At 71.0% G+C, this 23,246-nt stretch carries 22 protein-coding genes; 15 read left to right on the top strand and 7 right to left on the bottom strand.

The window, feature by feature from the left end:
• Nucleotides 1-269 precede the first annotated feature (269 nt).
• Complete coding sequence (gene whiG / locus ACZ5CW_RS22445; protein WP_468604010.1) at nt 270-1,112, top strand: RNA polymerase sigma factor WhiG; 843 nt, start codon at nt 270-272, stop codon at nt 1,110-1,112.
• Nucleotides 1,113-1,176: 64 nt separating this feature from the next.
• Entirely contained in the window at nt 1,177-1,734 is a 558-nt protein-coding gene (locus ACZ5CW_RS22440; protein WP_468604141.1) for a TetR/AcrR family transcriptional regulator, read from the top strand.
• A gap of 144 nt (nt 1,735-1,878) precedes the next feature.
• On the opposite strand, the gene ACZ5CW_RS22435 is transcribed toward ACZ5CW_RS22440, so the two are convergent.
• Nucleotides 1,879-2,469 carry a peptidoglycan DD-metalloendopeptidase family protein gene (locus ACZ5CW_RS22435; protein WP_468604008.1) on the bottom strand — a complete coding sequence of 197 codons (591 nt, stop codon included), beginning with the start codon at nt 2,467-2,469 and terminating at the stop codon, nt 1,879-1,881.
• A 274-nt stretch (nt 2,470-2,743) separates the two neighbouring features.
• Between ACZ5CW_RS22435 and rpsB the strand changes: the two genes are divergently transcribed.
• From rpsB to ACZ5CW_RS22370, 13 genes are all read left to right on the top strand, one after another.
• The gene (gene rpsB, locus ACZ5CW_RS22430) at nt 2,744-3,655 is read left to right on the top strand and encodes a 30S ribosomal protein S2 (protein ID WP_468604006.1); all 912 of its coding nucleotides are present in this window, start codon (nt 2,744-2,746) and stop codon (nt 3,653-3,655) included.
• Between the two features lie 151 nt (nt 3,656-3,806).
• Nucleotides 3,807-4,643, top strand: a complete 837-nt coding sequence (tsf, locus tag ACZ5CW_RS22425) for a translation elongation factor Ts (protein ID WP_468604004.1) — start codon at nt 3,807-3,809, stop codon at nt 4,641-4,643.
• Between the two features lie 203 nt (nt 4,644-4,846).
• Nucleotides 4,847-5,605, top strand: coding sequence for a UMP kinase (gene pyrH, locus ACZ5CW_RS22420; protein ID WP_468604002.1), 759 nt, complete (start codon nt 4,847-4,849; stop codon nt 5,603-5,605).
• A gap of 183 nt (nt 5,606-5,788) precedes the next feature.
• Nucleotides 5,789-6,346: a ribosome recycling factor gene (gene frr, locus ACZ5CW_RS22415; RefSeq protein ID WP_055706853.1), complete on the top strand. Its 558-nt coding sequence runs from the start codon at nt 5,789-5,791 to the stop codon at nt 6,344-6,346.
• Entirely contained in the window at nt 6,346-7,488 is a 1,143-nt protein-coding gene (locus ACZ5CW_RS22410) for a phosphatidate cytidylyltransferase (protein ID WP_468604000.1), read from the top strand. The genes frr and ACZ5CW_RS22410 overlap by 1 nt, the downstream gene beginning before the upstream one ends.
• Before the next feature lie 352 nt (nt 7,489-7,840).
• Complete coding sequence (locus ACZ5CW_RS22405; protein WP_468603998.1) at nt 7,841-9,055, top strand: cytochrome P450; 1,215 nt, start codon at nt 7,841-7,843, stop codon at nt 9,053-9,055.
• Nucleotides 9,056-9,130: 75 nt separating this feature from the next.
• The gene (locus ACZ5CW_RS22400; RefSeq protein WP_468603996.1) at nt 9,131-9,322 is read left to right on the top strand and encodes a hypothetical protein; all 192 of its coding nucleotides are present in this window, start codon (nt 9,131-9,133) and stop codon (nt 9,320-9,322) included.
• A 243-nt stretch (nt 9,323-9,565) separates the two neighbouring features.
• The gene (locus ACZ5CW_RS22395; protein WP_468603994.1) at nt 9,566-9,994 is read left to right on the top strand and encodes a hypothetical protein; all 429 of its coding nucleotides are present in this window, start codon (nt 9,566-9,568) and stop codon (nt 9,992-9,994) included.
• Between the two features lie 982 nt (nt 9,995-10,976).
• Nucleotides 10,977-12,083 (top strand): dual-specificity RNA methyltransferase RlmN, encoded by a 1,107-nt coding sequence (gene rlmN / locus ACZ5CW_RS22390; RefSeq protein WP_468603992.1) that lies wholly within the window; start codon nt 10,977-10,979, stop codon nt 12,081-12,083.
• Nucleotides 12,084-12,314: 231 nt separating this feature from the next.
• Nucleotides 12,315-13,388, top strand: coding sequence for a thiamine ABC transporter substrate-binding protein (locus ACZ5CW_RS22385; RefSeq protein ID WP_468603990.1), 1,074 nt, complete (start codon nt 12,315-12,317; stop codon nt 13,386-13,388).
• A gap of 38 nt (nt 13,389-13,426) precedes the next feature.
• Nucleotides 13,427-15,028: an ABC transporter permease gene (locus ACZ5CW_RS22380; protein WP_468603988.1), complete on the top strand. Its 1,602-nt coding sequence runs from the start codon at nt 13,427-13,429 to the stop codon at nt 15,026-15,028.
• Complete coding sequence (locus tag ACZ5CW_RS22375; RefSeq protein ID WP_468603986.1) at nt 15,028-16,047, top strand: ABC transporter ATP-binding protein; 1,020 nt, start codon at nt 15,028-15,030, stop codon at nt 16,045-16,047. The genes ACZ5CW_RS22380 and ACZ5CW_RS22375 overlap by 1 nt, the downstream gene beginning before the upstream one ends.
• Before the next feature lie 23 nt (nt 16,048-16,070).
• Nucleotides 16,071-16,868, top strand: a complete 798-nt coding sequence (locus ACZ5CW_RS22370) for a maleylpyruvate isomerase family mycothiol-dependent enzyme (protein ID WP_468603983.1) — start codon at nt 16,071-16,073, stop codon at nt 16,866-16,868.
• Nucleotides 16,869-16,984: 116 nt separating this feature from the next.
• Here the strand turns inward: ACZ5CW_RS22370 and ACZ5CW_RS22365 are convergent, their stop codons facing one another.
• The 6 genes from ACZ5CW_RS22365 to ACZ5CW_RS22340 form a co-directional block, all read right to left on the bottom strand.
• Entirely contained in the window at nt 16,985-17,680 is a 696-nt protein-coding gene (locus tag ACZ5CW_RS22365) for an LAETG motif-containing sortase-dependent surface protein (protein WP_468603981.1), read from the bottom strand.
• Between the two features lie 159 nt (nt 17,681-17,839).
• Complete coding sequence (locus ACZ5CW_RS22360; protein WP_468603979.1) at nt 17,840-18,964, bottom strand: LOG family protein; 1,125 nt, start codon at nt 18,962-18,964, stop codon at nt 17,840-17,842.
• A 36-nt stretch (nt 18,965-19,000) separates the two neighbouring features.
• Complete coding sequence (locus ACZ5CW_RS22355; RefSeq protein ID WP_468603977.1) at nt 19,001-19,408, bottom strand: VOC family protein; 408 nt, start codon at nt 19,406-19,408, stop codon at nt 19,001-19,003.
• 111 nt (nt 19,409-19,519) lie between these two features.
• On the bottom strand, nt 19,520-20,968 hold the full coding sequence (locus tag ACZ5CW_RS22350; protein ID WP_468603975.1) for a hypothetical protein: 1,449 nt from the start codon (nt 20,966-20,968) through the stop codon (nt 19,520-19,522).
• Nucleotides 20,950-21,690: an ABC transporter ATP-binding protein gene (locus ACZ5CW_RS22345; protein WP_468603973.1), complete on the bottom strand. Its 741-nt coding sequence runs from the start codon at nt 21,688-21,690 to the stop codon at nt 20,950-20,952. The genes ACZ5CW_RS22350 and ACZ5CW_RS22345 overlap by 19 nt, the downstream gene beginning before the upstream one ends.
• 190 nt (nt 21,691-21,880) lie before the next feature.
• A complete protein-coding gene (locus ACZ5CW_RS22340; protein ID WP_468603971.1) occupies nt 21,881-23,245 on the bottom strand; it encodes an aspartate aminotransferase family protein in 1,365 nt (454 codons plus the stop codon).
• Nucleotide 23,246 lies beyond the last annotated feature (1 nt).

Raw genomic sequence — 23,246 nt, 5'->3', positions numbered from 1 at the left:
GAGTTGGCCTCTGTGGTCGGTCACGCAGAGCGAGCCCCGGGAGACCGTCACCGGGCCGCCCCGGGCGCCCCGCGCAGGGGTGGTGCCTCGCTGTTCGCACATCGCGACGTCTCAGTCACGCTACGCTCACGAAGGCGCCGACACAGACCGCGCCAACTCGGCATCAGGCCGGCAGCTCACCCAGGCAGCCCACTTCCTCCCACGAACCCCACCACTCCCACTTCACGGCACTTCACGGCACTTCACGGCAGAACGGCACAAGGCGACGAATGCCCCAGCACACCTCCGGGTCCGACCGGGCGGCGCTCCCCCCAGCCGCCCGCGACGGTGGCAGCGTGCGGCCGCCCGCTCCCTCGACGCTCGACGAGCTGTGGCGGTCGTACAAGGCGACGGGGGACGACCGGCTGCGGGAGCAGCTGATCCTGCACTACTCGCCGCTCGTCAAGTACGTGGCGGGCCGGGTGAGCGTCGGTCTGCCGCCCAACGTGGAGCAGGCCGACTTCGTGTCCTCCGGGGTCTTCGGGCTGATCGACGCGATCGAGAAGTTCGACATCGACCGGGAGATCAAGTTCGAGACGTACGCGATCACCCGGATCCGCGGCGCGATGATCGACGAGCTGCGGGCGCTGGACTGGATCCCCCGCTCGGTCCGGCAGAAGGCGCGCAACGTCGAGCGCGCCTACGCCACCCTGGAGGCCCGGCTGCGGCGGACACCGACCGAGAGCGAGGTCGCCACCGAGCTGGACATGGAGGTCGACGAACTCCACGCCGTGTTCAGCCAGCTGTCACTGGCCAACGTGGTCGCCCTGGAGGAACTGCTGCACGTCGGCGGCGAGGGCGGGGACCGGCTCAGCCTCATGGACACGCTGGAGGACACCGCCGCCGACAACCCGGTGGAGGTGGCCGAGGACCGCGAACTGCGGCGGTTCCTCGCGCGGGCCATCAACACGCTGCCCGAGCGGGAGAAGACCGTCGTCACGCTGTACTACTACGAGGGGCTCACCCTCGCCGAGATCGGCAACGTGCTCGGTGTCACCGAGAGCCGGGTCAGCCAGATCCACACCAAGTCGGTGCTGCAGCTGCGGGCCAAGCTGGCGAGCTTCGGGCGCTGAGTCCTCCCTTCCGCGAGGGCGTGTCCGTAAAGTGGTCGCCGTGCCAAGGATTCGAGCGGCCTCCGTGGCCGAGCACCGGTCGATGCAGCGAGCCGCCCTTCTGGACGCGGCTCGGTCCCTGCTGTCCGAGGGCGGCACGGAAGCGCTGACCTTTCCCGCGCTGGCCGAGCGGACGGGGCTGGCGCGGTCGTCCGTGTACGAGTACTTCCGGTCGCGGGCGGCCGTGGTCGAGGAGCTGTGCGAGGTCGACTTCCCGCTGTGGGCGGCGGAGGTGGCCTCGGCCATGGAGCGCGCGGACTCGCCCGAGGGCAGGGTCGAGGCGTATGTGCGGCGGCAGCTGGCGCTGGTCGGGGACCGGCGGCACCGGGCGGTCGTCGCGATCTCCGCGAGCGAGCTGGACGCGGGCGCACGGGAGAAGATCCGGGCGGCCCACGGAGGGCTGGTCGCGATGGTCGTCGAGGCGCTGGGGGAGATGGGGCACGGGCAGCCTCGGCTCGCGGCGATGCTGCTGCAGGGCGTGGTGGACGCGGCTGTGCGGCGCATCGAGCTGGGCGCGGCGGAGGATCCTGCGGTGATCACGCACGCGGCCGTGGCGATGGCTCTGCGGGGTGTGAAGGGCTGAGGTCGGCTGTGGCTGTGGCTGTGATCGGGGCCGGGCGGGGAGGGGTTTCACTCGCCCGCACCGGCGGGGCGCCGCCCTTCTCCGGGGCGGGTACCGCCCCAGCGGCACGACCGGCTGTCTGAGGCGGGGCCAACCGGGGCGGGGCTATCCGGGAAGGGGTACGCCCAGCACCGGCAGGAGTCTCGAGGGGCCCCTGCGCAGCAGCCACGGAGGGAGCAGGGAGAGCGGGTCCAGATAGGTGTCGCCTCTCAGCAGGCCCCAGTGCACGCATGTCGCCGTCCCGCAGTGCGAGCCCGTCGGCTCGACCACCCCCACCACCTCACCCGCCCCCACCTCGTCGCCCTTCTTCACCGACGGCCTCACCGGTTCGTACGTAGTGCGCAGATCCGTCCCCGCCGGCTCCACCGACACCACGCCCCGCCCCGCCACCCGGCCCGCGAAGAACACCCGGCCGGCCGCGACCGCTCTCACCGGTGAACCGGCCGGCGCCCCCAGATCCACGCCCCGGTGGCCGGCGCCGTACACCGTCGCCGGTGGCTCCCAGCCGCGCAGCACCGGCGGCCGGCCTCCCACCGGCCAGGCGCGGCCCACGGCCGGGACCGGTGCCGGGGCCGGTGAGGCGGGCGGTGGCCCAGGGATCGGGGTGTCCGCCCGGGCCAGAGGAGTGAACGCGGCCGCGGCCAGGCCCAGCAGCACGGCCGCCCACGCCGACACACATCGCATCGCACATCGCATGCGAGAACCGTCCCGCACCAGCGCCGATCACGGCCGAAGACTGTGGACCACTCCCCGGTTGTGGACAGTGGCGTCACCCGGTGCCTCGCCGGTCCCGTACACTTCTTCTGGCGATCCGGGTCACCGGGTCGACTTCGCACGCCCCGGTACGGCACCCGGCAACGGTTCGTACCAAGCGCCTCTCGGTCCTTTGCGGCACGGCGCACCGCGGGCGTCAGGCGCGGCCGCCGTCCGGCGGGCGCGGCACAACCGAGAAAAACAAGGAGATACGGCCATGGCCGTCGTCACGATGCGGGAGCTGCTGGAGAGCGGCGTCCACTTCGGTCACCAGACCCGTCGCTGGAACCCGAAGATGAAGCGCTTCATCTTCACCGAGCGCAACGGCATCTACATCATCGACCTGCTCCAGTCGCTGTCGTACATCGACCGCGCCTACGAGTTCGTCAAGGAGACCGTCGCCCACGGCGGCACGGTCATGTTCGTCGGCACGAAGAAGCAGGCGCAGGAGGCCATCGCCGAGCAGGCCACCCGCGTCGGCATGCCCTACGTCAACCAGCGCTGGCTGGGCGGCATGCTCACCAACTTCTCGACCGTCTACAAGCGTCTGCAGCGCCTCAAGGAGCTTGAGCAGATCGACTTCGAGGACGTCGCGGCCTCCGGTCTGACCAAGAAGGAGCTGCTGGTCCTCTCCCGCGAGAAGGCCAAGCTCGAGAAGACCCTCGGTGGTATCCGCGAGATGCAGAAGGTGCCCAGCGCCGTCTGGATCGTGGACACCAAGAAGGAGCACATCGCGGTTGGTGAGGCCCGGAAGCTGAACATTCCGGTCGTCGCGATCCTCGACACCAACTGCGACCCCGACGAGGTCGACTACAAGATCCCGGGCAACGACGACGCGATCCGCTCCGTCACCCTGCTCACCCGCGTGATCGCCGACGCCGTCGCCGAGGGCCTCATCTCCCGCTCCCGTGTCGCCACCGGTGACAAGGGAGAGAAGGCCGCTGCCGAGCCGCTCGCCGAGTGGGAGCGCGACCTGCTCGAGGGTGAGAAGAAGGACGAGGCTCCGGCTGCCGAGGCCGCCCCGGCTGCCGAGGCTGCTCCGGCCGCCGAGGCTGCTCCGGCCGCCGAGGCCACCGAGGCTGCCCCCGCCGCCGAGGCCGCTCCGGCCGCCGAGGGCGAGCAGGCCTGACGTCAGCGTTGACGGCGGGGGCGGTGACATCAAGTCCGCCCCCGCTGTTCACCCGTAGGTCGGCATCGCGTACGGGATCCGCGGCTACATGTGGATCCCGAACCGTGCGGACCTGAAGATCTCCCAGACTTCGAGAAAGACTCACAGACTCATGGCGAACTACACCGCCGCCGACGTCAAGAAGCTCCGTGAGCTCACGGGCGCCGGCATGATGGACTGCAAGAAGGCGCTGGACGAGGCCGAGGGCAACGTCGACAAGGCCGTCGAGGCGCTGCGCATCAAGGGCCAGAAGGGCGTCGCCAAGCGCGAGGGCCGCTCCGCCGAGAACGGCGCCGTGGTCTCCATCATCGCCGACGACAACTCCTCCGGCGTCCTCGTCGAGCTGAAGTGCGAGACGGACTTCGTCGCCAAGGGCGAGAAGTTCCAGGCCGTGGCCCAGGCCATCGCCGAGCACGTCGCCAAGACGAACCCGGCCGACCTCGAGGCCCTGCTCGCCTCCGAGATCGAGGCCGGCAAGACCGTCCAGGCGTTCGTGGACGAGGCCAACGCCAACCTCGGTGAGAAGATCGTCCTGGACCGCTTCGCGCAGTTCGCCGACGGCTACGTCACCGCCTACATGCACCGCACCATGCCCGACCTGCCCCCGCAGATCGGTGTCCTGGTCGAGTTCGACAAGCCGAACGCCGAGGTCGCCAAGGGCATCGCCCAGCACATCGCCGCCTTCGCGCCGAAGTACCTCTCCCAGGAGGAGGTCCCGGCCGAGGTCGTCGAGTCCGAGCGCCGCATCGCCGAGGAGACCACCCGCGCCGAGGGCAAGCCCGAGGCCGCGATCGCCAAGATCGTCGAGGGTCGCGTCAACGGCTTCTTCAAGGACGCCACGCTGCTCGGCCAGCCGTACGCGCTCGACAACAAGAAGTCGGTCCAGAAGGTGCTGGACGAGGCCGGTGTCACCCTGAAGCGCTTCTCGCGCATCAAGGTCGGCATCTGAGTCCGTACCGCGATCGACGCGCGACCCGCGGAGAAATCCCGATAGGGTCGACAGCAGTCGTCCGCGCACACCGCCACACCCGGGCGTGGGGCGGACGGCAGCAGATCTGACGAGGAGGCCATTGCCGCGCATGGGAGCGAAAAGCGACCCCATCGGCAATGGCCTTCTTCGTATGTGCAACACGTGAAAGAGGCGGGATCTCCATGACCACCAAGGCCCAGAAGAGCGACGACGGCAAAGTACGCGGCCGGTTTCTGCTGAAGCTGTCCGGAGAGGCCTTCTCCGGTGGCGGCGGTCTGGGCGTGGACCCGGACGTGGTGCACAAGATCGCCCGCGAGATCGCGGCCGTCGTGCGCGACGGCGCCGAGATCGCGGTCGTCATCGGTGGAGGCAACTTCTTCCGCGGCGCCGAACTCCAGCAGCGCGGCATGGACCGCGCCCGCTCCGACTACATGGGCATGCTCGGCACCGTGATGAACTGCCTCGCCCTCCAGGACTTCCTGGAGAAGGAGGGCATCGACAGCCGGGTGCAGACCGCCATCACCATGGGGCAGGTCGCCGAGCCGTACATTCCCCTGCGCGCCGTGCGCCACCTGGAGAAGGGCCGCGTGGTCATCTTCGGCGCCGGTATGGGCATGCCCTACTTCTCCACCGACACCACCGCCGCCCAGCGCGCCCTGGAGATCGACGCCGAGGCGCTGCTCATGGGCAAGAACGGCGTGGACGGGGTCTACGACTCCGACCCCAAGACCAACCCCGACGCCGTCAAGTTCGACGCCCTCGGCTACGGCGAGGTCATCACCCGCGACCTCAAGGTCGCCGACGCCACCGCCATCACGCTGTGCCGCGACAACAAGCTCCCGATCCTCGTCTTCGAGCTTCTCGCGGAGGGCAATATCGCCCGCGCCGTCAAGGGTGAGAAGATCGGCACGCTGGTGGGCGACCAGAGCAGCCGGGACTGACCGGCACACCCTGACGCCCGGGGTGCGCAGCCTGTCCGAGGGACGGACGGGACGCGCCCTGGCCGGGGGATGGACAATGTCCTGCCGGTCGGGAACCGTGCAGGAAGAAGACGCGACGCAGCCGGCCGCCGCCCGACAGAGGAACAGCAGCCGGGCCTCACTCAAGACACGCAGGAGCAAGTGGTGATCGAAGAGACCCTCCTCGAGGCCGAGGAGAAGATGGAGAAGGCCGTCGTGGTCGCCAAGGAGGACTTCGCCGCGATCCGCACCGGCCGTGCGCACCCGGCGATGTTCAACAAGATCGTGGCCGACTACTACGGTGCCCCGACGCCGATCAACCAGCTGGCCTCGTTCTCCGTGCCGGAGCCGCGCATGGCGGTCGTGACGCCGTTCGACAAGAGCGCGCTGCGCAACATCGAGCAGGCCATCCGCGACTCCGACCTGGGCGTCAACCCCAGCAACGACGGCAACATCATCCGTGTGGTGTTCCCCGAGCTGACCGAGGAGCGCCGCCGCGACTACATCAAGGTCGCCAAGGGCAAGGCCGAGGACGCGCGTGTGTCCATCCGCTCCGTGCGCCGCAAGGCCAAGGAAGCCCTCGACAAGCTCGTCAAGGACGGCGAGGTCGGCGAGGACGAGGGACGCCGTGCGGAGAAGGAGCTGGACGACACCACGCACAAGTACGTCGCTCAGGTGGACGAGCTTCTGAAGCACAAGGAAGCGGAGCTGCTCGAAGTCTGATGAGCGACTCTTCCTGGGGGGCGCCGCCAGCGGTGGAGCAGGCCGGGTACTGGGGGTCCACCGCCGGCGGGCCCGCCCAGCCTGTCCAGGGGGCCGCCCCGGCGGGTCCCGCGTACGATGCGCCTCAGGCGCAGCAGACTCGCCCCATGCCCATCGTGCCTGAGGTACCCGTGTACGGCGGGGACCAGGGCGACGACCGGGGGGCCGCTCGGCTGGGCGGCCCCTTCTTCCGAGACGAGACCTTCCAGGACCGGCCCGTCCCGGCCCAGACCCAGAATCCGGAGCCCATGCCCGACGCCCCGCAGCCGGCGCCAGCGCCGCAGAAGAAGAGCGCGGGCCGTGACCTGAGCGCGGCCATAGGGGTCGGCGTCGGGCTCGGTGTGGTGATCGTCGCGTCCCTGTTCATCGTCAAGGCCGTGTTCGTCGGCGTGATCGCGGTCGCCGTCGTCGTCGGTCTGTGGGAGCTGACCAGCAGGCTGCAGGAGCGCAAGGGCCTCAAGGCGCCGCTCGTGCCGCTCGCGGTCGGCGGTGCGGCGATGGTGGTCGCCGGTTATGTGCGCGGTGCCGAGGGCGCGTGGATCGCCATGGCCCTGACGGCTCTCGCCGTTCTCGTCTGGCGCATGACCGAGCCGCCCGAGGGCTACCTCAAGGACGTCACGGCCGGCGTCTTCGCGGCGTTCTACGTGCCGTTCCTGGCCACGTTCGTCGCGCTGATGCTCACCGCCGACGACGGCTCCTGGCGGGTCCTCACCTTCCTGCTGCTGACGGTCGTCAGCGACACCGGCGCGTACGCGGTCGGCTGGCGCTTCGGCCGGCACAAGCTCGCCCCGCGCATCAGCCCCGGCAAGACCCGCGAGGGCCTGCTGGGCGCGGTGCTGTTCGCCATGGTCGCGGGCGCGCTGTGCATGCAGTTCCTGATCGACGACGGCGTCTGGTGGCAGGGCCTGCTGCTCGGCCTCGCGGTCGCGGCCAGCGCCACGCTCGGCGACCTCGGCGAGTCCATGATCAAGCGGGACCTGGGCATCAAGGACATGGGCACCTTGCTTCCCGGGCACGGCGGCATCATGGACCGACTGGACTCGCTGCTGCCCACGGCGCCGGTGGTCTGGCTGCTGATGGTGGTGTTCGTCGGCTCCGCGTGAGTGAGCGCCGTACGACTTCCGGGCCCCCGTCCTGAGCAGGGCGGGGGCCCGTCGCCGTACCCGGCCCCCGGATGACGCAGCACAAATCGCAGCAGGGGCCGGCCGACGGCAGACTCCCTCAGAGGACGGTGTGTCCTCCGCCGCCTTCCGCCGCCCGGTGACGCAGCAGGGAGTGTGCCCGATGCCCCTCGACCCAGCCCCGCCTCCTCCGCCGGCCGACCCACCCCCGACCCCGCAGCCTCCGCCGGCCGACGCGGCCTCCGCTCCGTCTTCTCCGCCGGTCGGGGTGACTCCCGTTCCGGCTTCTCCGCCGGTTGACGCGGCCCCTGCCCCACTATCTCCGCCGGTCGGCATGGCTCCCGCTCCGTCGCCTCCGCCGGTGAGGTTCTGGCCCGTCGACGACCTGCCCGCGCTCGACCCCGACCCGTTCCTGGACGAGCTGCTGCGTGACGAGCCGGTCGCCCGGATCAGGCTGCCGCACGGCGACGGGTACGCCTGGCTGGTCACCCGGTACGAGGATGTCCGCTTCGTCACCTCCGACCCGCGTTTCTCCCGGGAACAGGTCGTCGGCCGCGATGTGACCAGCATGCGCCCGGTGCCGGTGGCCTCGCAGACGGCGGGCCTGCAGTACATCGACCCGCCCCGGCACAACCGGCTGCGCCGGGTCGTCGCCCGTGCCTTCACCGGGAAGAGCATGCTGCGGCTGCGGCCGCTGGCCGAGCGCAGGGCCGCCGAACTGCTCGACGGGATGGAACGCGCCGGTACACCGGCCGACCTCATGGAGCACCTGCACGGCCCGTTCCCGATCGCCGTGGTCCGCGACTTCCTCGGCGTGGAGGAGAAGGACTGGCACCGCTGGGCGGCGACGGGGGAGGCGCTGCTGTCCGCGGGCGCCGACTCCAAGAAGCGCGCGGAGACGGCCGCCCAGGCCACCCGGGCCAGGATCGTCGAGCTGCTCCAGCAGCGCCGTGCGGAGCCCCGCGAGGACCTCGCGGGAGTGCTGGCGCAGGCCGCAGCGGCAGGTGAGATCACCGACGACGAGGCGATCTCCCTCGCCACCGCCATCCAGGTCAGCGGCGGCCACGCGGTCCGCAACAACAGCGGCTCGATGATGTACGCGCTGCTCACCCACCCCGAGCACATGGACCGGCTGCGCCGCGAGCCGGAGCTGCTGCCCCGGGCCGTGGACGAGCTGTTCCGCTACGTCCCGCACCGCAACGGCGTCGGCATCCCCCGCGTCGCCGTCGAGGACGTCGAGGTCGGCGGCCGGCTGATCCGGGCCGGCGAGATCGTCTACAACGCGTACGTCTCCGCCAACCGCGACCCCGAGGTCTTCCCCGACCCCGACGCCCTGGACTTCGACCGCGAGGGCTCCCCCCACCTGGCCTTCGGCCACGGCCCGCACCACTGCCTGGCCGCCATCATGGCCCGCATGGAGGCCGAGGTCCTGATCGGCGCCGTACTCGCCCGGTTCCCCGGAATCCGGCTGGCCGTGCCCCCGGCGGAGGTCGAGTTCCAGCGCCGGGGCCTGATCCGCGGCCCCAGGACCCTGCCCGTGGCCTGGTGACGGAACCTTTCGTGTGCGAGTGACGTCTGCCGGAGCGACCAAGACTTCCGGCAGCACCGCACCAGTGGGGCAAACGTGATCTTTCTACTGCTCGGCGTCCTCGCCCTCGTCGTCGGCGGATGCGTCTGCGTGGTGTGGGCGGAGCGCGGCGGCCCACGCTGGACCCGCCCCGTGGCGAAGCTGACACTCGCCGCGGGAGAACTCGTCCGCACCTCCGACCGCAACCGACGCCGACGCGCGGACGGCGGCAACCTCGGCGACGACTGACGGCCCGAGCGAACAGCTCGCTCGTCGGTGCCCCGCTGCCGACGACGTCGAGGCGGGGGCGGTTCATCCGGCAGGGTGCGGGGTTCCTCACGAGGCGCCGTCGGCAATTCGGATACCGGAAGCACTCGACGATCTCGTAACATCCAGGTCGAATTGACCAACTGCCGCAGTTACCCGCTTAGTTGGAGAATCCTCCACACCTCGACCAAGGGTGACCGCGCAAGGGGGAAGGAAGAACCCAAGATGACGTCATCCAGTCTCCGTCGACGCGTCGCCGGAACCGCAGCCACCGTTCTTCTGATCGGTGCCGGCGCCCTGGCGACCGCGCCTTCGGCGGCGGCCAAGGCCAACCTGCTGTCCATAGACAAGGTGTCGCAGCACACCCCCGGCCTGCAGGTGACGGTCACCTACTCCTGCGACGCCGGCATGGACCACGAACTCGTGGCCAACGCGACGACGCTCAACCACAGCCCCCACGACCAATCCATCGCTGCGGGCACCGTCAAAAAGGACCAGCTGGTCTGCGACTACGACAACCATGTCGCGCAGGTGACCATGCGCCCGGCCGCAGGCGCGCACTTCGACAAGGGGGACAAGGTCAAGGTCACCGTCTTCTACTTCGACAACGACGGATTCAGGTACGGCGACGCGGAGACGGTTGCCGTCCTGTAGGACGGGTTCCACCCCGGCAGGCGGCGTGCGGTCGGGAGACCGGCCATGTCATGAGCGAGAACGGCCCCTGACCCAGGTACCTGGTCAGGGGCCGCTTGTTCGGCCTTACCGGCACGGCCACTGAGCCGGGCAGCAACTCCTCCTGCACCAGCAGCGGTACCGATCGGGCGCTAGGGAGGGCTGCGAAATCGCGGTTACTGGGCAGAGTCGACGCAGACTGCCCACGCTGCCACGGAGGAAGTGTCCTGGCCTTCGTTGATGCCGGAAACGAGCCACGCAGTAGGCCGCTCCGTGCCGATCACCGAAAGCGGCGCCGAGTCACGGACCCGGAAGCGACCGGGCGTGAGGGTGGTGGCCGGTTCGAAAATGTCGAAACCCCCACCCGTGGCGACCTGGCCCTCCGGGCAGTTCACGAAGACGTCGGCCGTCTGGCCTGGGGCAGCTTCCTTGAAGTCGCCACGAACTCTCTGGGCACCTGTCGCGCCCGAAGGTCCGGGAGGGCCCGTCATGCAGCCCCTGCCGGCCCCCAGCAGCACGCCCAGCAGGCCCGGAATCCCCTTCGGGGTGTACGTGCATTTCTCCCCGCCCGAGGGTGAGGCGGCGTGCCGGCCGGCGGGGCTTTCGTGGTCCTGTGCCACAGCCATGGCGGGGCTCGCGATCCCCACGAGCCCGAGAGCCAACGCCACTGCTCCGCCGGCCACCCACCTTCCCGTACTCGGGAGTGGGCCCGGGCGTGACTTCGTCCTGTACCCAGGACTCATACGCTTCTCCTTGCGAAACCGAATCGAGTGATGCTCCGGAAGCCAGTACGAACTCCCGTCGGCATCATCGGCATGCATATTCGTCTGCTTTAGTGCCTATCTGCGAACTTTCCGACCTTGGCGCGGCCAAGGGGTTGTCGAGGGGCTGACGGCTACTAAGGACAGTCGTAGCCGGCGGCAGCCGCAGGTCACCCAAGTGGATCTGCGACACTGGTACAGCCATGCCTAAGCCCGGAGAACTCACTTTCGTTGCCCCGCGCGGAGCCAAGAAGCCGCCGCGGCATCTCGCCGACCTCACGCCTGCCGAGCGCAAGGACGCGGTGGCCGAGATCGGCGAGAAGCCGTTTCGTGCCAAGCAGCTCTCGCAGCACTACTTCGCGCGGTACGCGCACGACCCCGAGCAGTGGACCGACATTCCCGCCGGGGCGCGCGGCAAGCTGCGGGAGGCGCTGTTCCCGGAGCTGATGACCGTCGTCCGGCATCTGTCGACCGACCAGGGGACCACGCGCAAGACGCTGTGGCGGCTGTTCGACGGGACGCTCGTCGAGTCCGTGCTGATGCGGTACCCGGACCGGGTCACCATGTGCATCAGCTCGCAGGCGGGCTGCGGCATGAACTGCCCGTTCTGCGCGACCGGGCAGGCCGGGCTGGACCGGAACCTGTCCACCGCCGAGATCGTCCACCAGATCGTGGACGGGATGCGGGCGCTCCGGGACGGGGAGGTGCCCGGCGGGCCGGCGCGGCTGTCCAACATCGTCTTCATGGGGATGGGGGAGCCGCTCGCCAACTACAAGCGGGTCGTCGGGGCCATCAGGGCGCTCACGGATCCCGCCCCGGACGGGCTCGGGCTCTCGCAGCGCGGGATCACCGTCTCGACCGTCGGCCTGGTACCGGCCATCCACCGGTTCGCCGACGAGGGCTTCAAGTGCCGCCTCGCGATCTCCCTGCACGCCCCCGACGACGAGCTGCGCGACACCCTCGTCCCCGTGAACACGCGGTGGAAGGTGCGCGAGGTGCTGGACGCCGGGTTCGAGTACGTGGAGAAGTCCGGGCGTCGGCTGTCGATCGAGTACGCGCTGATCCGGGACATCAACGACCAGGCCTGGCGCGGTGACCGGCTCGGCCGGCTGCTCAAGGGCAGGCCCGTGCACGTCAACCTCATCCCGCTCAACCCGACGCCGGGCTCCAAGTGGACCGCTTCGCGGCCGGAGGACGAGAAGGCGTTCGTCGAGGCCATCGCCGCACACGGTGTGCCCGTCACCGTCCGGGACACCCGTGGTCAGGAGATCGACGGGGCCTGTGGTCAGCTCGCGGCCACCGAGCGGTAATCTGAGGCCGTCGGTACAACTTCATATCGTCCATACATCTGCATATTCCGACAGGGGAGCGCCACAGCGCTGAGAGTGCGGCAACCGGGCCGCAGACCCTCTGAACCTCGCCCAGGTCATTCTGGGTAGGAAGTTCGGTCTTCACTCAAGCTGTTGCGCCCTGCCCGGGTCTCCCTCGCGGATCCCGGGCAGGGCCGCGTCTCTTCCTGGCCAACCCCAGGAGGACATCCAGTGCACAACAAGACCTTCGTGGCCGTGGCGGTCGGGCTCGGTCTGATCAGCCTGTCCGCGTGCGGTTCCGGCGAGAGCAAGTCGTCCGCGGACTCCAAGACCGTGACCCTGGTCAGCCACGACTCGTGGGCCGTCTCGAAGAACGTGCAGCGCGACTTCGAGAAGCAGTCCGGCTACAAGCTCAGGGTCCTCAACGACGGCGATGCGGGTCAGGCCGTCAACAAGGCCATCCTGACCAAGGACAACCCGCAGGGAGACGTCTTCTTCGGCGTCGACAACACCCTGCTCTCCCGCGCTCTCGACAACGGGCTGTTCCAGCCCTACACGGCCAAGGGCCTCGACAAGGTCGGCGCCCCGTACCAGCTCGACAAGGCCGAGCACCGGGTCACGCCCGTCGACTACGGCGACATCTGCGTCAACTACGACAAGGCCTACTTCGGCAAGCACAAGCTGACCCCGCCGCGGACCTTCGCCGACCTGGCCGAGCCGCGGTACAAGAACCTCCTCGTCACCGAGAACGCGGCCACCTCCTCGCCCGGCCTCGGCTTCCTGCTCGGCAGTGCCGCGAAGTACGGCGACGGGGGGTGGCAGGACTACTGGAAGAAGCTCAAGGCCAACGGCGTCAAGGTGGTCGACGGCTGGGAGCAGGCCTACTCCCAGGAGTTCTCCGGCTCCACCGGAGGCAAGAAGGCCGGCGGTGACCGCCCGCTCGTGGTGTCGTACGCCTCCTCGCCGCCCGCCGAAGTGATCTACGCCAAGAAGCGGCCCGACACCGCCCCGACCGGAGTCGCCACCGGCACCTGCTTCCGGCAGATCGAGTTCGCCGGCCTGCTCAGCAACGCGAAGAACCCCAAGGGTGCCAAGGCGTTCATCGACTTCCTGATCTCCAAGGAGTTCCAGGAGGACATGCCGCTGAACATGTACGTCTACCCGGTGGTGGAGGGAGCCGAGGTGCCCGCCGAGTTCACCGAGTACGGCCCGGCGGCCAAGGACCCCGAGACCATGGCCCCTGACAAGATCGCCGCCAACCGCGACCAGTGGGTCAAGTCGTGGACGTCGCTCGTACTGAAGTAACCGGCGCCCGGCGGGGAAACGCGGCGCGGCTCGCCCTCATGGCGCTGCCCGTCGCGTTCTTCGCGCTGTTCTTCGCCTGGCCCGTGGCCGCGATCGTCGCCCGCGGGCTGAAGGTGGACGGCGCCTGGCAGTTCGGGCGGATCGTGGACGTCGTCACGCAGCCGGACATCCGGCACGTGCTGTGGTTCACCACCTGGCAGGCGCTCGCCTCCACCGCGCTCACCCTGCTGCTCGCCCTGCCCGCCGCCCATGTCTTCGCCCGCCTCGACTTCCCGGGCAAGCAGCTGCTGCGGGCCGTCGTCACCGTCCCGTTCGTGCTGCCGACCGTCGTCGTCGGCAGCGCCTTCCTGGCGCTGGTCGGGCGGGGCGGGCTGCTCGACGAACTGTGGGGGGTACGGCTGGACACCACGGTGTGGGCGATCCTGCTGGCCCACGTCTTCTTCAACTTCGCGGTCGTCGTCCGCACGGTGGGCGGGCTCTGGAGCCAGCTCGACCCCCGGCAGGAGGAGGCCGCCCGGATGCTCGGCGCCTCCCCGTTCGCGGCCTGGCGGAAGATCACGCTGCCCGCCCTCGCGCCCGCCGTGGCCGCCGCCGCGCTGATGGTGTTCCTGTTCACCTTCACCTCCTTCGGCGTCGTACAGATCCTCGGCGGTCCCACCTTCTCCACCCTCGAAGTGGAGATCTACCGGCAGACCTCCGAAGTCTTCGACCTGTCCACGGCCGCCGTCCTCACCCTCGTCCAGTTCGCCGCCGTGGGGGCGATCCTCGCCGTGCACGCCTGGACCGTACGGCGGCGGGAGAGCGCGCTGCGCCTGGTCGACCCGAAGGTGACCGCCCGCCGGCCGCGCGGCGCCGGGCAGTGGGCGCTGCTCGCCGGGGTCCTCGTCACCGTCGCCCTGCTCCTCGTGCTGCCGCTGGCCGTGCTCGTCCGGCGGTCCCTCGACGCGCCCGGTCTCGGCTACTACCGGGCGCTGACCGACTCCGACGGCGGCACGTTCCTGGTGGCACCTCTGCACGCCGTGTGGGCCTCGCTGGAGTACGCCGTCGCCGCCACCGCCATCGCCGTACTGATCGGAGGTCTCGCCGCCGCCGCGCTGGCCCGCCGGGACGCGGGACGGCTGGTACGGGGCTTCGACGCGCTGTTGATGCTGCCGCTCGGCGTCTCCGCCGTGACCGTCGGCTTCGGCTTCCTCATCGCTCTCGACAAGCCGCCGCTGGACCTGCGCCAGTCCTGGATCCTGGTGCCGCTCGCCCAGGCGCTGGTGGGTGCCCCCTTCGTCGTACGGACCATGCTGCCCGTGCTGCGTGCGGTGGACGGGCGCCTGCGGGAGGCGGCGGCCGTCCTGGGGGCCTCGCCCTGGCGGGTCTGGCGCGAGGTGGATCTGCCGATGGTGCGGCGGGCGCTGCTGGTCGCGGCCGGGTTCGCGTTCGCCGTCTCGCTCGGTGAGTTCGGGGCGACCGTGTTCATCGCCCGGCCCGACAACCCGACCCTGCCGGTCGCCGTGGCCCGGCTGCTCAGCCGCCCCGGTGACCTCAACTACGGCCAGGCGATGGCCCTTTCGACCATTCTGATGGTGGTGTGCGCCGTCGCGCTGCTCGTCCTGGAGCGGCTGCGCACCGACCGGACGGGGGAGTTCTGATGCTGCTGAGCCTCGATACCGCGACCGTGCGGCTCGGCGGGCGGGCCGTGCTCGACGCGGTCGACCTCGATGTCGCCGAGCACGAGGTGGTGTGTGTGCTCGGGCCCAGCGGCAGCGGCAAGTCGACGCTGCTTCGGGCGGTGGCCGGGCTGCAGCGGCTGGACGCGGGGCGGGTACTGCTCGACGGCCGCGACCAGGCGGGTGTGCCCGCGCACCGGCGCGGTGTCGGGCTGATGTTCCAGGACCACCAGCTCTTCCCGCAGCGGGACGTCGGCGCCAACGTGGCCTTCGGGCTGCGCATGCACGGTGTCCGCAAGGGCGAACGGGGCGCCGAGGTGGGCCAGTTGCTGGAGCTGGTCGGGCTGCCGGGCGCCGCCCGGCGGGCCGTCGCCGGGCTGTCCGGCGGTGAGCAGCAGCGTGTGGCCCTCGCCCGGGCGCTCGCGCCCCGGCCCCGGCTGCTCATGCTGGACGAGCCGCTCGGCCAGCTCGACCGCTCGCTGCGCGAACGGCTCGTGGTCGAACTGCGGGAGCTGTTCGGCCGGTTGGGGACGACCGTGCTCGCCGTGACCCATGACCAGGGCGAGGCGTTCGCGCTGGCCGACCGGGTGGTGGTGATGCGGGACGGGCGGATCGCGCAGTCCGGGACGCCCCTGCAGGTCTGGCAGCGGCCCGCCGACGCGTTCGTGGCCCGCTTCCTCGGCTTCGACAACGTGATCCCGGCGACCGTCGCCGGTACGGCCGCCGACAGCCCCTGGGGCAAGCTGCCGGTGCCGGACGGCTCGGCGCAGGGCAACCGCACACTTCTCGTCCGGCCCGCCGGGGTGCGGCTCGTGGCGGCCGACGCGGGCCTGCCCTGCACGGTGTCCGCCCGCACCTTCAAGGGCACCCATGTGGCCGTCCACCTCCAGCCCCAGGACGGCCCGCGCCTGGAGGCGGCCTGCGCGCTGCGGGACGCGCCGGAAGCCGGTGACGCGGTCGGGGTGGAGTTCGACGCGGCGGAAATCGTCGTGCTCGACTGATCGCCCCGCCCTAGGGTGAGGCCATGACGTTACTCGCACACGACCGGTACTGTGACGAGATCGCCCACCAGGTAGGGCAGTTGAGAGCCGTGGTGACCTCCGGCACCGATCTCTCCGCCACCGTGCCGACCTGCCCGGACTGGTCGCTCGAACGGCTCGTACGCCATATGGGCGGTGCCCTGCGCTGGGTCGACGCCATGGTGCGCAGCCGGGCCCGGGAGCGGATCGAGCGCGAGCGGGTGCCGCTCGGCGAAGGGCCGAAGACCGAGGGCGACGCGGCCGCGCTGGACGCCTGGCTGGCCGAGACCGGCGACCTGGTCGTCGGCGCGCTGCGCGAGGCCGGCGCGGACACCGAGGTGTGGTCGTGGACCGGCGCGGCCAGCTCCGGATTCTGGGCCCGCCGGATGGCCCACGAGATCACCGTCCACCGGGCGGACGCCACGCTCACCGCCGGGCTGCCCTACGAGGTCGCGCCCGACATCGCAGCCGACGCGCTGGACGAGTGGCTCCAGCTCGTGGAGTGGGTGCAGCGCAACGCAGCCCACCCGGGGGCGAAGGAGCTGCGCGGCCCCGGCCGCAGTATCCACCTGCACGCCACCGACACCGAGCCCGCCCTGAACGCCGAATGGCTGGTCGAGCTGGGCGAGGACGGGGTCACCTGGCGCCGCGGGCACGAGAAGGCGACCGTGGCCCTGCGCGGGCCGCTCACCTCCGTCCTGCTGGCCTTCTACCGCCGGCTGCCGCTGGACGGCCCCGGCCTCGAGGTCCTGGGCGAGCGCGAGCTGCTGGAGTTCTGGTTGCAGCGGACCACCTTCGGCTGAGCAGGGCCCCGAGCGGGACACGGCCGCCGCCGACTCCGGGGGGACCGGCCGGACATGACCGCGGCCCGCCCCCTGGGGATAGGAGGACGGGCCGCGGTGCTGTACGGACTGGGGCGTCAGCCGGTGTTGCGTGCCCCACGGCGGCGCATGCCGAAGAAGACCGCGCCACCACCGACGACGACCAGGGCGGCCGCGACGCCGGCGATCAGGCCGGTGTTGGAGTTGGCACCGGTCTCGGCGAGGTTCGAGTCACCGGCCGCCGGGGACGGCGCGTTGCTCGACGTGCCCGCCGGGGCGGAGCTGGACTCGGAGACCGACGGAGACGGGGACGCCGACTCGGCCGGGGCGGACTTGGTCGGCGACGGCGACGGCGTCGTGGAGGCCGTGGGCGTCGGAGTCCCGGTCTCCTCGGTCTTGCAGGCGGTGGACGGGGTCACCAGGTCGGGCTTGATGTCCTCGTCGACGATGTGGCCGGCCTTGACGTGGACGCGGTAGGTCGCGTTCGGCTTCCACTCCTCCGGGAAGGTGACCGGAGTGCCCTCGGCCGAGCCCTTGACCTGCTGTTCACCCACCTTGGTCTCGACGCCGCCGTCGCCCTTGAGGAACACGGTGACGGTGGCCTCGACGGCGGAGCGGTCGGTGTCGGTGACGACGATGACACCCTTTTCGCCGTCGCACTTGGCTTCGGCCTTGAAGTCACGGATGTTGCACGCGAGCGCGGAGCTGGACAGACCCAGCACCACCGCGGCCGACGCGGAGGCAACACCCAGGATGCGCACGGAACGACGTGCACTACGGCGAGTTATGGACACGTTTGTCCTTTACAGAGCATAACTGCGGGGGGCTGCGGGGGTTTTGGGGCGACGGATGAGGTGAGGCCCCAGCACTCCCAAGAGGCTCACAGGTTTATAAGCGCTCCGTAAGTAGTGTCAATGCATATGCCGCCCACGGCGGTTGGCTTTACCTGCTTATTAACCGCCGAGACGTTTGATCGCGTCCGAAGCGTGCTCGATCCGGTCAACGAGGCTGATACGGGACTCCATCGAGCGGCCCCGGGCCAGCGACCGCAGCAGGGGCCAGGTCGGCAACTCCCGTGTCCAGTGCGCCTCGTCCACGAGCACCATCGGCGTCGGCTCACCGCGCGACTCGTAGTAGTTCGGCGTCGCGTTGTCGAAGATCTCCTGTACGGTCCCGGCGGCGCCCGGCAGGAAGACCACTCCGGCGGTGGAGCGGGCCAGCAGGCCGTCCTCGCGGGTGGCGTTGGCGAAGTACTTGGCGACGTGCGCGGCGAACGCGTTCGGCGGCTCGTGGCCGTAGAACCAGGTGGGGATGCCCACCGACTCCCCGCCGTCCGGCCAGCGTTCACGCACCTCGAAGGCGGCCCGCGCCCAGTCCGTGATGGACGGGCGGAACGAGGGCGCCTCGGCGAGGATCCGGAGCGCGCCGTCGAGCATGTCGTCGGCGAAGGGAGCGGCGTAGGCGCCGAGGTTCGCCGCCTCCATCGCCCCCGGTCCGCCGCCGGTGGCGACCGTGAACCCGGCGCGGGTCAGCTCGCGCCCCAGCCGGGCCGCACCGGCGTAGGCGGTGGTCCCGCGGGCCATCGCGTGGCCGCCCATGACGCCCACCACCCGGGCGCCGGCGAGGAGTTCGTCCAGGGCGTCGGAGACGGCGTCGTCGTGGATCGCCCGCAGCATCGAGGCGAAGACGTCGCCGTCGGCCTTCGTCCGCTGGAACCAGGCGTAGGCCCGGGCGTCCGGTGTCGCCTCGTACCCCTCCTTCAGCGACGCGAACAGCTCGTCGGGGGTGTAGACGAACCCGCGGTACGGGTCGAAGGGGAGGCCGGGGACCGGCGGGAACACCAGGGCTCCGGCCGAGCGGACATGGGCGGCGGCCTCGGGGGTCATCGGGGAGCCGAGGAAGACCGCACCCGTGGCGTCGAGGCGGAGCAGGACATCCGTACGGCCCGTCAGATCGACGGCCTGTATGCGGAATCGGGCGAGTGAGCCGTGCGCGGCGGCCACCTCGTCGAACTCGGCGAGGGACTCGATCTCGCGGTCGCGGGCGGCTCGGTTCGGCTGGGCGGGTGTCGGGTGCACCCGCCCATGCTGGCACGGATGTTCGGCCGGGAGAGGTCAGCCCTGGACCGCGGCCGGATCCATCCACGCGACCTCCCAGGTGTGGCCGTCGAGGTCGTCGAAGGCGCGGCCGTACATGAAGCCGTGGTCCTGGGTCACGCCGCTCGGCGTGCCGCCGGCCGCGATCGCCGTGTCGACCAGCTCGTCGACCTTCTCGCGGCTCTCGGCGCTCAGACAGATCAGCACCTCGCTGGTCGTCGTCGCGTCGGCGATGTCCTTCTTGGTGAAGGTCGCGTAGAACGGCTTGGTGAGCAGCATCGCGACGATGGTGTCGCTGATCACCACGGAGGCCGCGTTCTCGTCGCTGAACTGCGGGTTGATCGTGTAGCCCAGCTCCGTGAAGAACTTCTTCGAGGCGTCGAGGTCGTTCACGGGCAGGTTCACGAAGATCATCTGCTGGTACATGCGGGCCTCTCCCGTAGGGGTTTTCCCACCGCGGTGGATCGCGGTCGGTGGGTAGACCGGCGGCCCCCGCGGAACTCATCGGCAGCCGGAGATTTTTTCGTACCGGATCGATCAGCGGGCCGGGGGCAGCGCCGCGAGCGCGGCGATCACCAGGGTGAGCGGGCCGAACAGGGCCAGCAGAGCGGCCGCGCGGAGGGCGGCGGCTCCGCGCAGCATCGTGGGCGGCGCGCCGAGGCGGAGCAGCGTCGCGGTGGTGTCGGCGCGGCGCTGGCGGGCCTCGACGGCCGCGGTGAGGAGTGTCGCGAGGGTGCAGCCGCCGACGAGGAGCGCGCCGAGGGCGGTCAGCGGTCCGAAAGGGTGGGCCGAGCCCTCGTCCAGGGCGGTCATGGCGTATCCGGCGGACGCCACCGCGCACACCACGCCCAGGGGGCGGCCGATCCGGTCGGCCTCCGCCATCAGGACCCGGCCGGCGAGCAGTCGGAGCGCACCGGGGCGCGCCGACTGCAGGAGCCGGCCGCACAGGTGGGTGAGTCCCGGGGCGGCCAGGACGAGACCGGCGGCGGTGAGCAGCCGGCCGATCAGTACCGCGGCGGCATCGCCGGGGAGGCTGGTGAGGGAGGGGGCGGGGGCGGGGCGGCCGGCGTACGCCTGTACGGCGAGACCGGCGGCGAGGAGGGCGATGCCCCAGGGCAGCCCGGCGGGGGCCTGGCCGGCCGGTGCGGGGGGCGCGGCCGCCGGCGTGGTGTCCGGGGCCGGGGGCGCGGGGTCGGTGGCGCCGGCCGGCACCGTGAGGCCGCCGTCCTTCCCGGGGACGGGAGCCGCCTCGGCGGCACCGCCGCCCGCGGGGTACCGAGGCCGCCCGCCGTCGTCGTGGCCGGCCGCGGGGTCCCCGGCGCCGTCGGTCCGCGCTGCCGGGGCGCGCCGCGGGTGCGTCCTGGCCGGGAGCCGGGCGCCGAACCTGCCGTACGTGCCGAACGTCTCGCGTCGCGCGGCCTCGCCGTACGCGCCGAAGCGGCCGAACCGCCGGGAGCCCGGCGTGGTGGGGCGGGGATCCGCCGGGCGGAGGGCGAGGGCCACCGTCGTGGAGGCGATCGTCGGGAGCAGGGCGAGCAGGGTGAGGGCGGCCGGGACGGGGAGGGGCCGATCCGCGGCCAGGAGGTCCGCCGCCGCGCCGTCGAAGGGCATGCCCGACAGGTCGCCGCGCAGGTGGAGGAAGAAGAACAGGGCCAGCAGGGAACCGAGGGCGCAGGACAGGGCCGTGGTCAGGGCCGAGACGGCCATCAGGCGGGCCGGGCCCAGGCCGAGCGCGGAGAGGCCGGAGCGTGGCCGGGTGCCGGGGTCGGTGCGGGCGACCGCGAGCGCGAAGTGGACCGTGGCGGCCAGGGGCACCGCGCACCAGGCCAGGCGCAGGGCGGCGGCGTCCGCCGCCTCGGGGTGTTCCAGGGCGTGGCCGAGACAGGAGAGCAGGAGGAAGCCGGTGCCCGCCGAGGCCACTGCCACCAGCAGGCGGCGCAGCTGCACGGCGGGCCGGGCGGCGCGGGTCAGACGGAGAGCGAGCACGCGGCCCGGCCTTCCGGGTCGGGGACGTCCGGCAGGTGCACGGTGCGCACGCACCGGCCGTCCAGGAGGGCCACCGTGCGGTCGGCGAGGGCGGCGGTGTCGGAGTCGTGCGTGGCCAGGACCACGGTGATGCCGTGCGAGCGGGCCGCCGCCGTGAGCGTGCGCAGCACATGGGCGCGGTCCGCGCGGTGCAGGGGGGCCGTCGGCTCGTCGGCGAAGAGGACCGTGGGCCCGGGGGCCAGCGCGCGTGCGATGGCGACGCGCTGGCGTTCGGCGTGCCGCAGCTCGTGCGGGCGTCTGCGGGACCTGTCCCCGACATCCAGGCGTTCCAGCCACTCCAGCGCGGCCGCCTTGGCCCGGCGGCGGCTGCTTCCGCGCAGCATCAGCGGGAGCGCGGCGTTCTCCCAGACGTTCAGCTCGGGGATCAGCGCCGGCTCGGGGTCGATCCAGCCGAAGCGGTCCCGGCGCAGCCGCTCCCGGGCCATCGGGCCCAGGGTGTGCACGGGCGCGCTGTTGAACCACACCTCGCCGTCGCGCACCGGCAGCTGACCGGACAGACAGCGCAGCAGTGTGGTCTTGCCGCTGCCGCGCGGCCCGCTGACGGCGAGGATCTCGCCCTCCCGCACGCCGAACGAGACCCCGGCGAGTCCGGGGGAGCCGTCGGGGTGCGTGAAATGCAGGGAGCGTACCCAGAGCACGTCGTTGTCCGGCGGGGCGTCCATGGGCGTACACCTCGGTTCTGATCCGTTTTCCCGTGCCTGTTGCCCCATGTGGGGGAACGAAGGCTGGGCCGATCGGTCACTGGCACGCTAGGCAGCTCCGGGCCGGGCGCCCGGACAGCACACGGCCCCGGGCCGCCGTTCCCACTCGAACGGGCGGCACCGGGGCCGGATTGATCATCCAGTCGGATGATCAGAGCTTCGTCCACGCCTCCGTGAGGGTGGCGCGCAGGATCTGCTCGATCTCGTCGAAGGTCTCCTGGTTGGAGATCAGCGGCGGGGCGAGCTGGATGACCGGGTCGCCGCGGTCGTCGGCACGGCAGTACAGGCCGTTGTCGAACAGCGCCTTGGAGAGGAAGCCGTACAGGACGCGCTCGGTCTCCTCGTCGTTGAAGGACTCCTTGGTGTTCTTGTCCTTCACCAGCTCGATGCCGTAGAAGAAGCCGTTGCCGCGGACGTCGCCGACGATCGGCAGGTCGTGCAGCTTCTGCAGGGTCTGCAGGAAGGCGCCCTCGTTGTCCAGGACGTGCTTGTTGAGGCCCTCGCGCTCGAACAGGTCGAGGTTGGCGAGGCCGACCGCCGCGGAGACCGGGTGGCCGCCGAAGGTGTAGCCGTGCAGGAAGGTGTTGTCGCCCTTGTAGAACGGCTCGGCCAGGCGGTCCGAGACGATGCAGGCACCGATCGGGGAGTAGCCCGAGGTCATGCCCTTGGCGCAGGTGATCATGTCCGGGACGTAGCCGAACTTGTCACAGGCGAAGGTCGTGCCCAGGCGGCCGAAGGCGCAGATGACCTCGTCCGAGACGAGCAGAACGTCGTACTGGTCGCAGATCTCGCGCACCCGCTGGAAGTAGCCCGGCGGGGGCGGGAAGCAGCCGCCGGCGTTCTGGACCGGCTCCAGGAAGACCGCGGCGACCGTGTCCGGGCCCTCGAAGAGGATCTGCTGCTCGATCTGGTCGGCGGCCCAGCGGCCGAAGGCCTCGGGGTCGTCTCCGTAGATCGGGGCGCGGTAGATGTTGGTGTTCGGGACCTTGTGCGCGCCGGGGACCAGCGGCTCGAAGGGGGCCTTCAGGCCCGGGAGGCCGGTGATCGACAGGGCGCCCTGCGGGGTGCCGTGGTACGCGACCGCGCGGGAGATGACCTTGTACTTGGTGGGCTTGCCGACCAGCTTGAAGTACTGCTTGGCGAGCTTCCAGGCGGTCTCGACGGCCTCGCCGCCGCCGGTGGTGAAGAAGACCTTGTTCAGGTCGCCCGGGGCCTCGTCGGCGAGACGCTCCGCCAGCTCCACGGCCTTCGGGTGGGCGTACGACCACACCGGGAAGAAGGCCAGCTCCTGGGCCTGCTTGAAGGCGGTCTCGGCGAGTTCCGTACGGCCGTGACCGGCCTGGACCACGAACAGACCTGCCAGACCGTCGAGGTAGCGCTTGCCCTTGTCGTCGTAGATGTAGGTGCCCTCACCCCGGACGATGGTCGGGACGGGGGAGTTCTCGTACGAGGACATGCGGGTGAAGTGCATCCACAGGTGGTCGTACGCGGTCTTGCTGAGGTCCTTTGAACTCACG

The organism is Streptomyces sp. NPDC031379, from assembly GCF_055569615.1.
The sequence above is the reverse complement of the archived record's forward strand: the minus strand, read 5'-3'. Positions and strand labels throughout refer to the sequence as shown.

Excerpts from the sequence above, each read along its gene's own strand:
- rlmN (WP_468603992.1), top strand. The coding sequence starts at position 10,977 with ATGCCTAAGCCCGGAGAACTCACTTTCGTTGCCCCGCGCGGAGCCAAG.
- tsf (WP_468604004.1), top strand. The coding sequence starts at position 3,807 with ATGGCGAACTACACCGCCGCCGACGTCAAGAAGCTCCGTGAGCTCACG.
- ACZ5CW_RS22395 (WP_468603994.1), top strand. The coding sequence starts at position 9,566 with ATGACGTCATCCAGTCTCCGTCGACGCGTCGCCGGAACCGCAGCCACC.
- rpsB (WP_468604006.1), top strand. The coding sequence starts at position 2,744 with ATGGCCGTCGTCACGATGCGGGAGCTGCTGGAGAGCGGCGTCCACTTC.
- ACZ5CW_RS22435 (WP_468604008.1), bottom strand. The coding sequence starts at position 2,469 with ATGCGATGTGCGATGCGATGTGTGTCGGCGTGGGCGGCCGTGCTGCTG.
- ACZ5CW_RS22345 (WP_468603973.1), bottom strand. The coding sequence starts at position 21,690 with ATGGACGCCCCGCCGGACAACGACGTGCTCTGGGTACGCTCCCTGCAT.
- ACZ5CW_RS22375 (WP_468603986.1), top strand. The coding sequence starts at position 15,028 with ATGCTGCTGAGCCTCGATACCGCGACCGTGCGGCTCGGCGGGCGGGCC.
- whiG (WP_468604010.1), top strand. The coding sequence starts at position 270 with ATGCCCCAGCACACCTCCGGGTCCGACCGGGCGGCGCTCCCCCCAGCC.
- ACZ5CW_RS22370 (WP_468603983.1), top strand. The coding sequence starts at position 16,071 with ATGACGTTACTCGCACACGACCGGTACTGTGACGAGATCGCCCACCAG.
- pyrH (WP_468604002.1), top strand. The coding sequence starts at position 4,847 with ATGACCACCAAGGCCCAGAAGAGCGACGACGGCAAAGTACGCGGCCGG.
- ACZ5CW_RS22380 (WP_468603988.1), top strand. The coding sequence starts at position 13,427 with ATGGCGCTGCCCGTCGCGTTCTTCGCGCTGTTCTTCGCCTGGCCCGTG.
- ACZ5CW_RS22410 (WP_468604000.1), top strand. The coding sequence starts at position 6,346 with ATGAGCGACTCTTCCTGGGGGGCGCCGCCAGCGGTGGAGCAGGCCGGG.
- ACZ5CW_RS22355 (WP_468603977.1), bottom strand. The coding sequence starts at position 19,408 with ATGTACCAGCAGATGATCTTCGTGAACCTGCCCGTGAACGACCTCGAC.
- ACZ5CW_RS22405 (WP_468603998.1), top strand. The coding sequence starts at position 7,841 with ATGGCTCCCGCTCCGTCGCCTCCGCCGGTGAGGTTCTGGCCCGTCGAC.